General features: G+C 51.3%; 13 protein-coding genes. 10 read left to right on the top strand and 3 right to left on the bottom strand.

Annotated elements, in window-relative coordinates; genetic code table 11:
• Window positions 1–29 precede the first annotated feature (29 nt).
• From ACYVC2_RS14295 to ACYVC2_RS14250, 10 genes are all read left to right on the top strand, one after another.
• On the top strand, window positions 30–617 hold the full coding sequence (locus ACYVC2_RS14295) for a peroxiredoxin-like family protein (protein WP_461103128.1): 588 nt from the start codon (window positions 30–32) through the stop codon (window positions 615–617).
• A gap of 111 nt (window positions 618–728) precedes the next feature.
• Entirely contained in the window at window positions 729–1,463 is a 735-nt protein-coding gene (locus tag ACYVC2_RS14290; RefSeq protein WP_461103127.1) for a cytochrome b/b6 domain-containing protein, read from the top strand.
• A complete protein-coding gene (locus ACYVC2_RS14285; RefSeq protein ID WP_461103126.1) occupies window positions 1,460–2,260 on the top strand; it encodes a molybdopterin-dependent oxidoreductase in 801 nt (266 codons plus the stop codon). Before ACYVC2_RS14290 ends, ACYVC2_RS14285 begins: the two co-directional genes overlap by 4 nt.
• A gap of 12 nt (window positions 2,261–2,272) precedes the next feature.
• On the top strand, window positions 2,273–3,010 hold the full coding sequence (locus ACYVC2_RS14280; protein WP_461103125.1) for a DUF1223 domain-containing protein: 738 nt from the start codon (window positions 2,273–2,275) through the stop codon (window positions 3,008–3,010).
• Window positions 3,011–3,050: 40 nt separating this feature from the next.
• Entirely contained in the window at window positions 3,051–3,350 is a 300-nt protein-coding gene (locus tag ACYVC2_RS14275; protein ID WP_461103124.1) for a Dabb family protein, read from the top strand.
• A gap of 203 nt (window positions 3,351–3,553) precedes the next feature.
• Window positions 3,554–5,335 carry a tetratricopeptide repeat protein gene (locus tag ACYVC2_RS14270; RefSeq protein WP_461103123.1) on the top strand — a complete coding sequence of 594 codons (1,782 nt, stop codon included), beginning with the start codon at window positions 3,554–3,556 and terminating at the stop codon, window positions 5,333–5,335.
• Between the two features lie 103 nt (window positions 5,336–5,438).
• A complete protein-coding gene (locus ACYVC2_RS14265; protein WP_461103122.1) occupies window positions 5,439–6,308 on the top strand; it encodes a DUF4292 domain-containing protein in 870 nt (289 codons plus the stop codon).
• Window positions 6,309–6,332: 24 nt separating this feature from the next.
• Entirely contained in the window at window positions 6,333–7,766 is a 1,434-nt protein-coding gene (locus tag ACYVC2_RS14260; RefSeq protein ID WP_461103121.1) for a murein hydrolase activator EnvC family protein, read from the top strand.
• Between the two features lie 81 nt (window positions 7,767–7,847).
• The gene (gene panB, locus ACYVC2_RS14255) at window positions 7,848–8,666 is read left to right on the top strand and encodes a 3-methyl-2-oxobutanoate hydroxymethyltransferase (protein ID WP_461103120.1); all 819 of its coding nucleotides are present in this window, start codon (window positions 7,848–7,850) and stop codon (window positions 8,664–8,666) included.
• A 98-nt stretch (window positions 8,667–8,764) separates the two neighbouring features.
• Window positions 8,765–9,496: an RluA family pseudouridine synthase gene (locus ACYVC2_RS14250; protein WP_461103119.1), complete on the top strand. Its 732-nt coding sequence runs from the start codon at window positions 8,765–8,767 to the stop codon at window positions 9,494–9,496.
• A gap of 663 nt (window positions 9,497–10,159) precedes the next feature.
• Here the strand turns inward: ACYVC2_RS14250 and ACYVC2_RS14245 are convergent.
• The 3 genes from ACYVC2_RS14245 to ACYVC2_RS14235 form a co-directional block, all read right to left on the bottom strand.
• Entirely contained in the window at window positions 10,160–11,377 is a 1,218-nt protein-coding gene (locus tag ACYVC2_RS14245) for a pyridoxal phosphate-dependent aminotransferase (RefSeq protein WP_461103118.1), read from the bottom strand.
• Between the two features lie 105 nt (window positions 11,378–11,482).
• On the bottom strand, window positions 11,483–11,965 hold the full coding sequence (gene folK, locus ACYVC2_RS14240; RefSeq protein ID WP_461103117.1) for a 2-amino-4-hydroxy-6-hydroxymethyldihydropteridine diphosphokinase: 483 nt from the start codon (window positions 11,963–11,965) through the stop codon (window positions 11,483–11,485).
• A gap of 66 nt (window positions 11,966–12,031) precedes the next feature.
• Window positions 12,032–13,042 carry a formylglycine-generating enzyme family protein gene (locus ACYVC2_RS14235; protein ID WP_461103116.1) on the bottom strand — a complete coding sequence of 337 codons (1,011 nt, stop codon included), beginning with the start codon at window positions 13,040–13,042 and terminating at the stop codon, window positions 12,032–12,034.
• Between the last annotated feature and the right edge of the window lie 175 nt (window positions 13,043–13,217).

The raw sequence follows: 13,217 nt of genomic DNA, 5'->3' as shown, positions 1-13,217 counted from the left end.
AACCCAACTTATTCGACTAGCTGTTTTCTATGAAAAGTCTGTTGCTTGCCTGCCTGTTTACGCTTTCGTTCGGATTCGACATCCCACAAAAACCTGAAGATATCAGCCCGTTGCTGATTGGGGAGACGATTCCCGACGTCCGGCTCCAATCCGTTAGCGGACAACTCGTTTCACTGCCGAACGAAGTAGCAAAAAAACCAACGGTGCTGGTCTTTTATCGAGGGGGCTGGTGCCCTTTCTGCAATCGTCAGTTAGCGGAGTTACGCACGCTCGAAGCCGATCTGAAGAAAATGGGCTACCAGCTCATCGCCGTGAGTACCGATAGCCCGGAGAATTTGAAAGTTAGCCTCGATAAGCACCAACTTAACTATACACTTCTTTCCGATGCAGACGTAGCCGCTGCCAAAGCGTTTGGTCTGGCGTTCAAAGCTCCCGACGCTTATCGTTCCACCCTGGAGAAAGGTAGTGGAGGAAAGAATACCGAGCAATTGTTGCCCGTGCCCGCAGTTTTTCTGCTCGATCAGAAAGGGGTAATTAAGTTCGAGTATATTAATCCGAATTTTAAAGAGCGGATGTCGGCCAAATTGTTGAAAGCCGCAGCCGAAACCGCCTTTTAAGTACGCAGTCTTATAGCCGCCAGGTCGTTTTGACGATTACCTGCTTCCGTTCAGAATCTAACTACCCGACTTGTGCGTTATAGATATATAAACCCCAAACCCGCCTACAACATGAAACGCATTATCCACAAACACCCGCTGGCAATCCGGTGGTTTCACTGGATCAACTTTCCGGTTCTGTTCGTGATGATCTGGAGCGGTCTGCTGATCTACTGGGCTTATGACCCGTATAAAATTCAGATCGGCAACTACGTACTGGTTTCGTTCTTTCCCGACGGTTTTTACAAGTTTCTGCATGTTCAGCGCCGGCTGGCAGAAGGTATGGCCTGGCACTGGGTGTTTATGTGGCTGTTCATCCTGAACGGGATTCTCTACGTGGGTTATACCCTTCTTTCGGGCGAATGGCGGCATCTGGTTCCAGATCGGCACTCGTTTCGCGAAGCCATTCAGGTAACGCTTTACGACATCGGCCTGCGCAAAACCCAGCCCGCATTTATCAAATATAACGGTGCTCAGAAGATCGCTTATTTCTCGATTATGATTATGGGCGTGGGGTCGGTGCTGACTGGGTTTGCGATTTATAAACCGACTCAACTGTCGTGGCTGACGAGCCTGCTGGGTGGCTACGAAGCGGCTCGTTTAGAGCATTTTCTGCTAACACTGGGCTACGTCTTCTTCTTTTTCATCCATATTTTTCAGGTTATTCGGGCGGGCTGGCACAATTTCCAATCGATGGTCACCGGCTTTGAAGTAATCACCCCTCGCGATCCAGATCATCCGCTGAACGCCGATCCTACATCCGAACGCCCCCTTGAACCCAATACCCCAACGCCTGCTTTACCATGAGCCAATTCACAGAACCTCAGCTCCCCCAAGACAACATGCCAGAATCGACGGTTCGTCGGCGCATGATCCAGGCGTTTGGCTGGTTTGCGCTGGCTTCGGCCATCCCGGTGGGTGTTTACGAATGGATTACCCATAGCCCTGGCGCGCAGGGCATCAAACGACCGCTCCGCAAGGTGCTGGATGCCAACGCGCAGATTGCCCGTACCTACTTCAGCGATACGCACATGGTCCGGACGTTCCCGGTGGAAGCTGCCGCAAAAAAAGCTCGGGTCAACGGCTACGACGGCCTCAAATCGCCGATTCCCGACGACTGGAAATTGCAGATCGACCGGAACGATGGCCAACCGCTGCTGCTCACTGTCGACGACGTCAAGGCACTACCCAGGCACGAAATCGTCTATGAGTTTAAGTGTATCGAAGGCTGGAGTCAGGTGCAGCACTGGGGCGGTGCCCGTTTGTCGGACTTTATGGAAAAATATAAGCTGGGAACCCGAAGCGGTAACGCGCCCAGTCCGGATCATACCGACGATTTGTTCCGATACGTTGGGATGGAAACCCCCGACAAAGGGTATTACGTTGGCATTGACGTCGAAAGTGCCCTGCACCCGCAGACGTTGCTGGCGTACGAACTGAACGGCGAACCGATTTCAGCGCCCCATGGGGCTCCGCTCCGGCTGATTATTCCGGTTAAATACGGCGTGAAAAACCTCAAACGGATCGGCCGGATTTTCTTCGCCGATGAGCGCCCCCGCGACTTCTGGGCCGAACGGGGCTATGACTATTATGTAGGGCTATAAATTCAGGAAGCTATGCATTACGCACTCATTCTTCTGGTGTTTCTGAGCCTGGTGTTATCACCACCTTCTGAAAACCCGGCCAAACCAGCTACCCAGCCGGTGGTGGTGCTGGAGTTGTTTACCTCGCAGGGCTGTTCGAGTTGCCCACCTGCCGATAAGGCTTTGCAGGAAATCACCCAAGAGGCTACCCGCTCAGGACAAGTAGTGTATGGTCTGTCGTTCCATGTCGACTACTGGAACCGGCTTGGCTGGACCGATCCCTTCAGTACCAGGCAATACACCGATCGCCAGCGTCAGTACGACCGGTTGCTCCATACACAAACCTATACGCCCCAGCTTATCATCAACGGCCGGCAGGACCTCATCGGAGGACAGCGGAACCGGATTGAACAGGCCATCCAGGCGATTCAGAAGCAACCGGCGTCGGCATTCGTTGGCGTGGATGGAACCCTTACCCGCGATAGCAGGCAATTAACGGTCAGGTATTCCCTATCGGCTCCAGGTGCTTACCAGGTGCATGTAGCGTTGGTGCAGAAAGAAGCCCATACCAGCGTACAGCGCGGGGAAAACGGCGGCCGAACCCTGGTGAACACAAACGTAGTACGACAGTTTCAAACGGTCGAAACGTCAAATTCATCGGGCAGCGTTTCGTTTCCGCTGCTTCCCAACCTACCGGCCGACCAGACAGCTGTGCTGGTTTATGTGCAGCGGATAGATAATCAGCAGGTTGTTGGTGCGAAGATGTTGTAATGCTACTTTTACACCATCAAAGGCTATCTTCTTTTCACTTATGTTCGTTCATACCGTTTTTTTCTGGCTTAAACATCCCGAAAACCAGGAGGATCACAACGACCTGCGTGCAGGTCTCGAAACCCTGAAAAGCATCAGCGATATCACCACGGCTTATGTGGGTACGCCCGCCGAGACCCGACGGCCCGTCATCGATCATTCCTACGATTTTTCGCTGACGCTTGTCTTCACCGATAAAGCCGCCCACGACGCGTATCAGGTACATCCGACGCATAAAGCGTTCGTCGACGCCTGTTCGCATCTGTGGGAGCGCGTCCAGATTTACGACGCCGTGAGTTAATAGAGGGCATGGGGAACGGGCAGAGGGGTAAGGGTGTAGCGCAACTCACCCTTACCCCTCTGCCCGTTCCCGCTTCTATCACCCGTTGCGAATTTTTGGGCATTTTGAACTACCTTTGTCTAAGGGGGTTAGTTATACCGAAGCCGCAATAGAACGTGGCAGACCACGTTTTGGTTAATGAGTTCTTCCTTACGCCAACCAGCATGAATACACGATCTCCATTTTACCACAAACGACACCTGATCGGGTGGCTGGGTAGCCTTGGGCTGGTACTGTGGATAAGCCTCTTGCCCGCGTCAGCGCAGCGCCGAAACCCCAAAGTCGCTGCCGATACCTCGCTGGCCAAATCAGCCTCGACAACCACGGTCCGAATGGAAGCTGAAACGCAATTTACGGAAGGGGTGCGGTACCTGATGACCGACGAGCCAACCAAAGCCATTGCTCAGTTTACGAAAGTTCTGCAGAAAGATCCCGCCAATTCGGCCGCTCAGTACGAAATGGCCAGTACTCTGCTGAAGACGGGAAAGATTGCCGATGCGCTTCCACATGCCACCAAAGCTTACTCTTTAGACGCTCAGAATAAATTTTATGCGCTGCTCCTCGCCGAGTTGTACGTCAAGCAAAAACGGTATTCGGAAGCCGAAGCTTTGTACGAAAAGCTGCTGAAAAAAGGCCCTGAAAACGCGGAATACGGCGTCGAGCTGGCAGCTATTTATTTGTTTAACGAAAAACCCGACAAAGCGCTGGAAGCCTATAATCTGGTGGAGCGGGAGTTGGGATTGAATGAGGAAATTACCCGGCAAAAACAACGGATCTATCTAAAGCAGAATAAGATCGACAAAGCCATTGAAGAAGCTGAAAAGCTCGTTGCTTCCGAACCGGGCGACCCTGATTACCTGCTCGAAGGAGCCGAGTTGCTCATTGCCAACGACCGCACCGATCAGGCCATTACCTGGGTCGACCGGGCGCTTAAACTCAACGCCGATCTGCCTCAGGCCCATGTTTTGCTGGCCGACATTTACCGTAAAAAGGGAGATATGGCCCGTGTGACGAAAGAACTGAATCAGGTATTGGCCAACCCCAACCTCGAAGCAGGTCTGAAAGCACGGATACTGTCGAGCTACGTAGGCATGACCGGCGAAAGCCCAACGGCACAGAAAGATGCCCTGGGAATGGCTCAAAACCTGGCAAAAACCTCCCCCAACGATCCGAAAACACAGGTCATGCTGGCCGATCTATTGATGCAGCAGGGCAAGAAAACCGAAGCGCGTGATGCTTATGCGAAGGCAGCCCGGCTGGATGGATCGATATATGAAGTCTGGGGAGCGCTGCTTCAGCTGGACGGCGAACTGAATCAGGTCGATAGTCTGCTGGTGCATTCGGAAAAAGCACTGGAAGTATTCCCGACGCAGGGTTTGTTCTGGTATTCCAATGGCTCGGCCAATCTTTACAAACGGAAATACCAACAGGCTGTCGACGCGCTGGAAGAAAGCAAAAAGCTGCTGGTATCGAGCGCCAATGCCGAAATCAGGAAAGGAATAGACGCGCAATTGGGCGATGCTTATAACGGACTGGGTGACTATACTAAATCCGATGAGGCTTACGAAGCCGTGTTGAAAGCCGATCCGCTGAACGATCACGTACTGAACAATTACAGCTATTTTCTATCATTGCGGAAAGCTAATTTGCCGCGGGCTTTGCAACTGGGTCAAAAATTGGTGGAGCGAAACCCAACCAACGCTACTTACCTGGATACCTACGCCTGGGTGCTCTACGTATCGAAAGATTACGCTAAAGCCCGGCAGTACCTCGAAAAAGCAATGGCCGACCCGGCGAACCTGAGCGGCACGATCATCGAACATTATGGCGACGTACTCTACCAGCTTGGGCAACATGAAAAGGCGCTCGAGCAATGGAAACAAGCCAAAAGTAAAGGCGGGGGCAGCCCAGATTTAGACAAAAAAATAGCCTCCGGAAAGCTATAACCGGCGGTTGGCGCTAAGGCTCCCCATAAGCCGTTTGTGTGGTCAGTTGAGGGCAAGGTGCCACACTGACTACCGGACACGAACGACTGACCGCTACGAACTCATGAATAAATACATCCTATTTGCGTTGGTATTAGGCACATTTCTGGATCTGAGCAGTTGTCGACGGCATCGAATGTCGCACAGCACCAGCCCGCCCTCAATGCCGGCTCCTGTTTCTGACTCTACGGTCGCCACTCGCCCAACTCCCGTTCCCTCTGTCGATTCTACAGCTTCACGGCCCGCCCGCCCCGGTATCGAAGAAGCCCGCACCAACGTAGCCGAAATCGACTTCCGCTACCTGACGGCCAAGTCAAAAATTTCCTTTAAAAATAACCAGCAGGATATCGACAACGCGAATGTCAACATTCGGGTGCGCAAAGACAGTTTGATCTGGCTGTCGATTTCCAAGCTGGGAATCGAAGCCGTTCGTGGCCTGATCACCAGGGATTCCATCATCATTGTCGATAAAATTCACAAAGAATATTCGGTATACGATTTTCCGACGCTGAGCAAGCAGTTCAATTTTCAGATGAATTTCGACTTGCTGCAAGCCCTGATCGTGGGTAATTTGCCGCTGCCCAAACGCCCGGCGCAGAAGATCAAAAATGAGCGGGATTATTTGCTACTGCGCCAGAGTGAAGGGAAAGTAATGGTCGAAAATTACATTGGCGAACAGGATCGGAAACTAAAAAAGCTGATGGTAACCGAGCAGCCAACAAAAAATACGCTGCGTCTCGATTACGAAGATTTTACGTCTCTGAACAATTTTTTGTTTCCATACACCAGCCTGGTAACCCTCGATTACAAATCTCAGTCGGACGGCCGGTTCTACCAAACGCTGCTGCGGATCAAGCATAACAAAGTTGAACTGGTCGACAAAAATCCGGGGTTTCCGTTCACGATTCCTGCCAATTATCAGCGTCGCCCGTAATCTTATTCGTTGGTTTTAGTCCTTATGTACCCCAAAGTCCTGTCTTTTTCCCGGTTTATTTTCTGGTCTACAACTGGTTTGCTACTGACAGGCTTGAGTCTGTTTCAGAGCGTACAGGCCCAGCAAACCCAGCAGAGCCGTCAGAATCTGGAAAAAGAAAAACGGCAGAATATGGCCAAAATGAACCAGATTCGGACGATTCTTCGGCAGACATCGTCTGAAAAGAAAGTAGGTTTAGGCCAACTCAAAGCACTTGACCAGCAGATTCAGGCCCAGTCGCAACAGATCAATCTCTTAAATAAAGACCTCCACCTGACGGAAACCGAAATTTCGGAACTCCGCCAGACCAGCAACGCACTTGCCCGCGATCTGACCAAGCTCAGAGCCGAATACGGCTCGATGATTTATGCAGCCGACAAACGCCGGCAACAGGTCAATCCGCTGGGATTTTTGTTTGCCTCCGACAATTTTAACCAGCTCGTTGCTCGCTATAAATACCTGCGGCAATACTCCGAAGCCCGGCAAAGCCAGGTCCGGCAAATGGATAATGTGATGGCCATGCTTCAGGATAAACAGCAGGCGACCCAACGGAAACGGCAGGATCAGAAGAATACGATCAGCACTAAAGTTAAGGAAAGCCAAAACCTGGAGACGCTAAAAACAGCTAAAAATCAGGTCGTTAAAGAACTAAGCCAGAAAGAATCAGAACTGGCTGCCGAACTGGAGGAAAGACGGCGGGCCATCAATCAGCTCGAAGCCATGATTACCCGCCTGGTAGCGCGCGAACGGGCCGAACGCGAAGCCCGCGAACGAGCGGAGCGGGAAGCCCGGGCCGAGCGAGAACGAGTTGCCCGACGGGAAGCCGAACGCCGGGCGGCTGAGCGCAAAAAAGCCGAAGAAGCTATTGCAGCCGCCGAAAAAGCAGGCGAAAAGCCCGCCCCTGCCGACGTAGCCAAAGTCGAGCGGCCGGCGGAACCTGAACCGGCGCCCCCTAAACCCGATGAGCGACGTAACAATAACCTGAACAGCGAAGAAAGCAATCTGGCTTCATCGTTTACAGCGTCGCGGGCGCACTTGCCCTGGCCCGTATCGCGCGGGTTTATTTCAGACCATTTCGGGCGACGGCCACACGCCGTCCTGCGAGGCATTTACGTAGAAAACCAGGGTGTCGATATTCAAACCAACGCGGGCGAAAGCGTTCGGGCCGTTTACGATGGTGTCGTGCAGGACGTAACGAGCATGCCCGGCATGAATACAGTCGTAGCCATCCAGCACGGCACGTATTTTACGGTCTATGCCAAGCTACGGAGCGTATCGGTGCGCATTGGTCAGCGTGTAAAAGCGCGGGATGCCATCGGTACCGTAGCCACCGACAAAAATGGAATCTCCGAAATGCAGTTCCAGATCTGGAAAGAGTTTACCAAGCTGAATCCTGAGTCGTGGCTTGCCCCCCGCTAACCCGATCAGCTGGTAAGTCGGATAGTTTGGTGTAGTTTTGCGGACTTTTACTGATCTGCTACTGACTTATCGACTGATTTCATGTCTGTTCATAATCCCGATATCAAGCGCGTTACGACGCATACTATCCAGGAACTGAAAAATAAAGGCGAGAAAATCTCGGCATTGACAGCCTACGATTTTTCGATGGCGCGAGCCGTCGATACGGCTGGCGTCGAGGTAATTCTCGTTGGCGATTCGGCTTCGAACGTCATGGCGGGCCATGAAACAACTCTGCCTATCACCCTGGATCAGATGATTTATCACGCCAGCTCGGTGGTGCGGGGAGTGAAGCGGGCGCTGGTGGTAGTCGATCTGCCGTTCGGTTCTTATCAGGGAAACTCGTCGGAAGCGCTGCGGTCGGCAATCCGGATTATGAAAGAATCGGGCGCTCATGCCGTGAAGATGGAAGGCGGTCTGGAAATCAAAGAATCCATCGTTCGGATTCTGAGTGCGGGCGTACCCGTCATGGGCCATCTGGGGCTCACTCCCCAGTCTATCTATAAGTTTGGCACCTACGCTGTCCGGGCTAAAGAAGATGCCGAAGCCCAGAAATTGATGGACGACGCCCGTATGCTCGAAGACATCGGCTGCTTTGCCGTTGTGCTCGAAAAAATTCCGGCTGCGCTCACGAAAAGTGTCTCGCAAGGTCTAACCATCCCTACCATCGGAATTGGCGCGGGCCCCGACGCCGACGGGCAGATTCTGGTCATTCATGATCTGCTGGGCATCAACAATCAGTTCAAACCAAGGTTTCTGCGCAGGTACGCCGACCTGCATACCGTTATGACAGAAGCCATTGCGCATTACGTCGACGATGTAAAAGCGAACGACTTTCCGAACGAGAAAGAAGCGTATTGAGTTAAACCAATGAATAATGGATAATGTAAAATGAATGGTGGTGTAGAAAGCCCATTATGCATTTCACATTATCCATTATTCATTACCCATTATTTACCATGAAAAAGAAACCATTCCAGGTGATTTACGAAGACAATCACCTGCTGATTGTCAATAAAGAACCGGGCATTCTGGTACAGGGCGATCGCACGGGCGATGTCACGCTGCTGGATATCCTGAAAGATTACATCAAAGAGAAATACAATAAACCAGGTGAGGTGTTTCTGGGGCTGGTGCACCGATTGGATCGGCCAGTGAGCGGACTCGTCGTTTTTGCCCGTACGTCGAAGGCGTTGGAGCGGATGAACGAGATTTTCCGCAAGCGGCAGGTGCAGAAAACCTACTGGGCCGTTGTCCGGCAGAAACCACCCAAAGACACCGACAAACTGGTCAACTGGCTGATCAAGGATGAAGTAAAAAATCAGGTGACGGTGTACGACTATGAAATGCCGGGCTCGCAGAAGGCCGAACTCTCCTATCGTGTATTAGGCCGAATCAACGAACATTATCTGCTGGAAGTGAATCCTATCACGGGCCGTCCGCACCAGATCCGTTCGCAACTGGCACACATGGGTTGCCCAATCCGGGGCGATGTTAAATATGGGTATGACCGGGCCGTAGCCGATAAGAAAATTTATCTGCACGCTCGTCGGCTTTATTTTGTTCATCCGGTGAAGAAGGAGCCGCTCGTTTGCAAGGCGGGCTTGCCCAACGACCCATTCTGGGAAGAGTTTCTGAGCCTGGATGACGATAATTACAAAGACAAGAATATGGATTTTACGTTCGAGTAAAACAACCCGCCATAACGGATAAAGGCCGCCCCTCCCGGTTCAGGGGGGCGGCCTTTATTTATATCAGGAAAAAAAGTCAGTTTATCATCTGCTTCTGGTCTGTAGCGAAAATGTCCACTCTCATCTGGTCCATAATGCGTTCGACCATCTGGACAACTCCATACAGTGCACCAAAGACCACACACAAAGGCAAAATAATGGGAAGAAAAAACACCCATTGAAAAATCATGTACAAGCGAACATTTTTCATCAGTCTCAAGAGGGATTTTAAAGTTAAGTGTATTCTACCGGTGGCATAAGCATGAGTTACAAATTTAACCACAGGACCGCAACTCTCTTCATCAAAAAATTACACCCCTCCTGCTAAATTCTAATCATATTCAAAAATAAACTTGCCTTAATACAAATACAAGCTTATTCTAAAAAAAGTTTAAAAATCATATTGAAACAAGATAGTATACCTTATACAATTAATGTTAATTACGAACCTCCATCCATTAACTTCATCGCCCACTTAGCTAATCGGCTGGAAAATGATAGCACATCCGGGGATGAAAACAGCCTATAAGCTAGTGAATAAAATAAGGTAACGGGGTCGTCTACTCCAGTTTATGACAGTCATAAACTGGAGTAGACGACCCCGTTACCTTCAACTACGTATTCTTACTGTAGTGTCGCGACCGCTTCTTTAATTCGCTGTACAGCTTCGGTGAGGGCCTCGTCGGAAGCCGCCGTTGAAATACGCAGGCAATCGGGAGCGCCAAAGCCCGATCCGGCCACGGTGGCAACATAAGCTTTGTTCAACAACCAGAGCGCAAAGTCGTCGGAGTTCTCGATGGCCGTCGTACCATCCGATTTGCCGTAGTAATAACTGATATCGGGAAACGCGTAGAAAGCGCCTTCGGGTACGTTCGTCCGGAAGTGGGGTACTTCTTTAAGCAGTTTCACGACCAGGTCGCGCCGACGGTGGTAGGCTTTTGCCATCTCCTGGGATGGTTCCAGCGGCCCATTCAAAGCCGCAACGGTTGCCTTCTGCGCAATGGAGTTTGTGCCGGAAGTAACCTGTCCCTGTAATTTCTCGACGCCGTCGGCAATCCACTTGGCTGCGCCAATGTAGCCGATCCGCCAGCCAGTCATCGCAAAACCTTTCGCTACACCGTTTACCGTAATGACGCGGTCGGCAATGGCCGGGATGGAACCTATACTGAAGTGACCCTCGGGAGTGAAATTGATGTATTCATAAATCTCGTCGGCCAGCACGTAAACGTTTTCATGACGGGCTACTACATCGGCAATGGCACGCAGTTCGGCCTCCGAATAGATCGATCCGGTTGGATTGTTGGGCGAAGCATACATCACAATCTTAGTCCGGTCCGTAATGGCCGCTTCAAATTGCTCCGGGGTCACCTTAAAATTACTTTCAAAGCTACCATCGACCACCACCGCTTTTCCCTCGGCCAGTTTCACCATTTCGGAATAACTGACCCAGTAGGGTGAAAAAATGATCACCTCATCGCCCGGGTTGATCAGCACCTGAATGACGTTTGCCAGTGAATGTTTGGCACCGGTCGACACAACGATATTTTCGGGTTTCCAGTTGATGTTATTGTCACGCTTGAATTTATCAGCAATGGCCTGGCGAAGGTCAGGATAGCCCGCTACCGGCGAGTAGCCGTGAAAACCGTCGTCGATGGCTTTCTTAGCCGCTTCGCAGATGTGTTGCGGGGTTTTAAAATCGGGCTCGCCAACGCTCAGGCTAATTACTTTATGGCCCTGAGCGGCCAGTTCACGAGCTTTTTTGGTCATCGCCAGTGTAGACGATTCTTCCAGCGCGTTAATGCGGTCGGCTAACAAACTCACGGTGTCAAGCGTGGCAGACATAATTGGTGATGTTTTGAGAAAATGATAACAAACTGGCCACAAAGGTACTACGTTTTCAGGGCAGGGCCTCTATTCCTTCGAAATTAAAAATTGATCGCCGGAAAGTCAGCGTCCCGCAGCCAAGGTTACGGCACTGGTATCTTCACAATCGGCCAGCAGTTCCAGAGTCGTTTTTCCTAAAATCGGATGTTGGAAACCAGGGGCAACATCAGCCAGGGGTACGAGTGTAAAGCGTCGTTCGTGCAGATGCGGATGCGGAACCGTCAGCGTGTCGGTATGCCGGATCAGCTGATCGTAATAGAGCATGTCGATATCGATAAGCCGGGCTCCCCATTTTTCGCGCCGAACCCGCCCAAGTTCCTGTTCGATGGCCTGAGTTTGTAATAACACAGATTCCGGAGACAGTAACGTATCGACAGCAATCACCTGATTCAGGTAAGCGGGTTGATTCGTCACGCCCCAGGGCGCTGTTTCATACAGCTTAGAGGGCTGAACGACCTGCCCAACACGCGCTGCAATCAGTTCAGCAGCGCGTCGTAGGGTAGCGAACCGATCGCCAAGGTTAGCCCCGAGGAGAAGAAATACCATGAATAATGTATGCTGTATGCTGAATAGTGCATGAGTATAATACCATACATCATTCATCATACATATTTAATAGTCCTTGATCGGCTTTATACCGTAGTACGCATTGATTTCGTCGGCGCTGGGGGTTTTGGCTGGCCGCACAATGCGGAAACCGACGAACGAGGCCGATGTCAGCCACCAATCGGACTTCGGGCTTTGCGGATCGAGCACCTTCCAGGCCGGGGCCGAGGGCGTCCGGGCGGCTGAACGCAGCACATCCGGGTCATCATCCCACGAACCGCCCCGTGCCGTATTCGGATAAAGCGTTTTGGTCGGGGGGTACGGTTCTTTTACTTTTCCACTGGCGACCTGTTTATAATAGTCGTCAATATACTGGTCCTGCGTCCATTCCATCACGTTGCCGTGCATGTCGTACAAGCCAAATGAATTTGGTTTTTTGGTACCTACTTTTTTGTAGCCGCCGTCGCTGTTGCCCTTAAACACCGCATATTCGCCCAATTTTTTCACGTCGCTTCCGAACGAATACGCCAGAGTTGCATTCTTGTCGTTTCCCCGACAGGCATACTCCCACTCGGCTTCGGTCGGTAAGCGGTAAAACACGCCGGTTTTGGCGTAAAGCCAGGCGCAGAACTTGATAGCCGCGTACTGGGTCATGTTGATGGCTGGATAACCAGCCCGGCCCATTCCGAACGACATATCGACATACGGAGGGCTGGGTCGGGTTGTCGCATCCGTTTTCGACAGGTTAGCGTCGGATTGGGTATACTTGGCGGCCATTTCCTTTTCCATATTGGTAAAAGCAAACAGATCATACAGATCCCAGGTCACTTCGTATGTACCCATGTAGAAAGGCTCAATCGTTACGCTATGCTGCGGCCCCTCATCTGCTTTGTGGCCCTTTTCGGTAGCCGGACTACCCATCAGAAACTTACCGCCCGGAATAGCTACCATTGCATACGTCTGGTCGGAACCGGGAACTACCTGGGTATAGGATTTAAAGTCAGTTGTCGTCTGGGCATAGGTTGTAGCAGCCAGGCTGGTTGCTACGGCGATACACAGGAGAGGTTTCAGGCGCATTTTGGGGTTTGAGAGAAAAGGATTTTTTTATCCATTGTCGGGTAAAAGTACGAACGATTGCTTTGTTGTACCTTTGTAAAAGACTAGTTTTTGTTTTTCAGGTAAAGCCTATCGTGGCCTACAAACTGTTTGACAGCCTGGCTTATTTCTCAATAACTCCTTTGTCTTCTTTCTC

This window comes from Spirosoma koreense (assembly GCF_054777875.1).
The sequence above is the reverse complement of the archived record's forward strand: the minus strand, read 5'-3'. Positions and strand labels throughout refer to the sequence as shown.

Bases quoted from the DNA above. Each gene is read 5' to 3' on its own strand.
- ACYVC2_RS14295 (WP_461103128.1), top strand. From the start codon at position 30: ATGAAAAGTCTGTTGCTTGCCTGCCTGTTTACGCTTTCGTTCGGATTC.
- ACYVC2_RS14290 (WP_461103127.1), top strand. From the start codon at position 729: ATGAAACGCATTATCCACAAACACCCGCTGGCAATCCGGTGGTTTCAC.
- ACYVC2_RS14285 (WP_461103126.1), top strand. From the start codon at position 1,460: ATGAGCCAATTCACAGAACCTCAGCTCCCCCAAGACAACATGCCAGAA.
- ACYVC2_RS14280 (WP_461103125.1), top strand. From the start codon at position 2,273: ATGCATTACGCACTCATTCTTCTGGTGTTTCTGAGCCTGGTGTTATCA.
- ACYVC2_RS14275 (WP_461103124.1), top strand. From the start codon at position 3,051: ATGTTCGTTCATACCGTTTTTTTCTGGCTTAAACATCCCGAAAACCAG.
- ACYVC2_RS14270 (WP_461103123.1), top strand. From the start codon at position 3,554: ATGAATACACGATCTCCATTTTACCACAAACGACACCTGATCGGGTGG.
- ACYVC2_RS14265 (WP_461103122.1), top strand. From the start codon at position 5,439: ATGAATAAATACATCCTATTTGCGTTGGTATTAGGCACATTTCTGGAT.
- ACYVC2_RS14260 (WP_461103121.1), top strand. From the start codon at position 6,333: ATGTACCCCAAAGTCCTGTCTTTTTCCCGGTTTATTTTCTGGTCTACA.
- panB (WP_461103120.1), top strand. From the start codon at position 7,848: ATGTCTGTTCATAATCCCGATATCAAGCGCGTTACGACGCATACTATC.
- ACYVC2_RS14250 (WP_461103119.1), top strand. From the start codon at position 8,765: ATGAAAAAGAAACCATTCCAGGTGATTTACGAAGACAATCACCTGCTG.
- ACYVC2_RS14245 (WP_461103118.1), bottom strand. From the start codon at position 11,377: ATGTCTGCCACGCTTGACACCGTGAGTTTGTTAGCCGACCGCATTAAC.
- folK (WP_461103117.1), bottom strand. From the start codon at position 11,965: ATGGTATTTCTTCTCCTCGGGGCTAACCTTGGCGATCGGTTCGCTACC.
- ACYVC2_RS14235 (WP_461103116.1), bottom strand. From the start codon at position 13,042: ATGCGCCTGAAACCTCTCCTGTGTATCGCCGTAGCAACCAGCCTGGCT.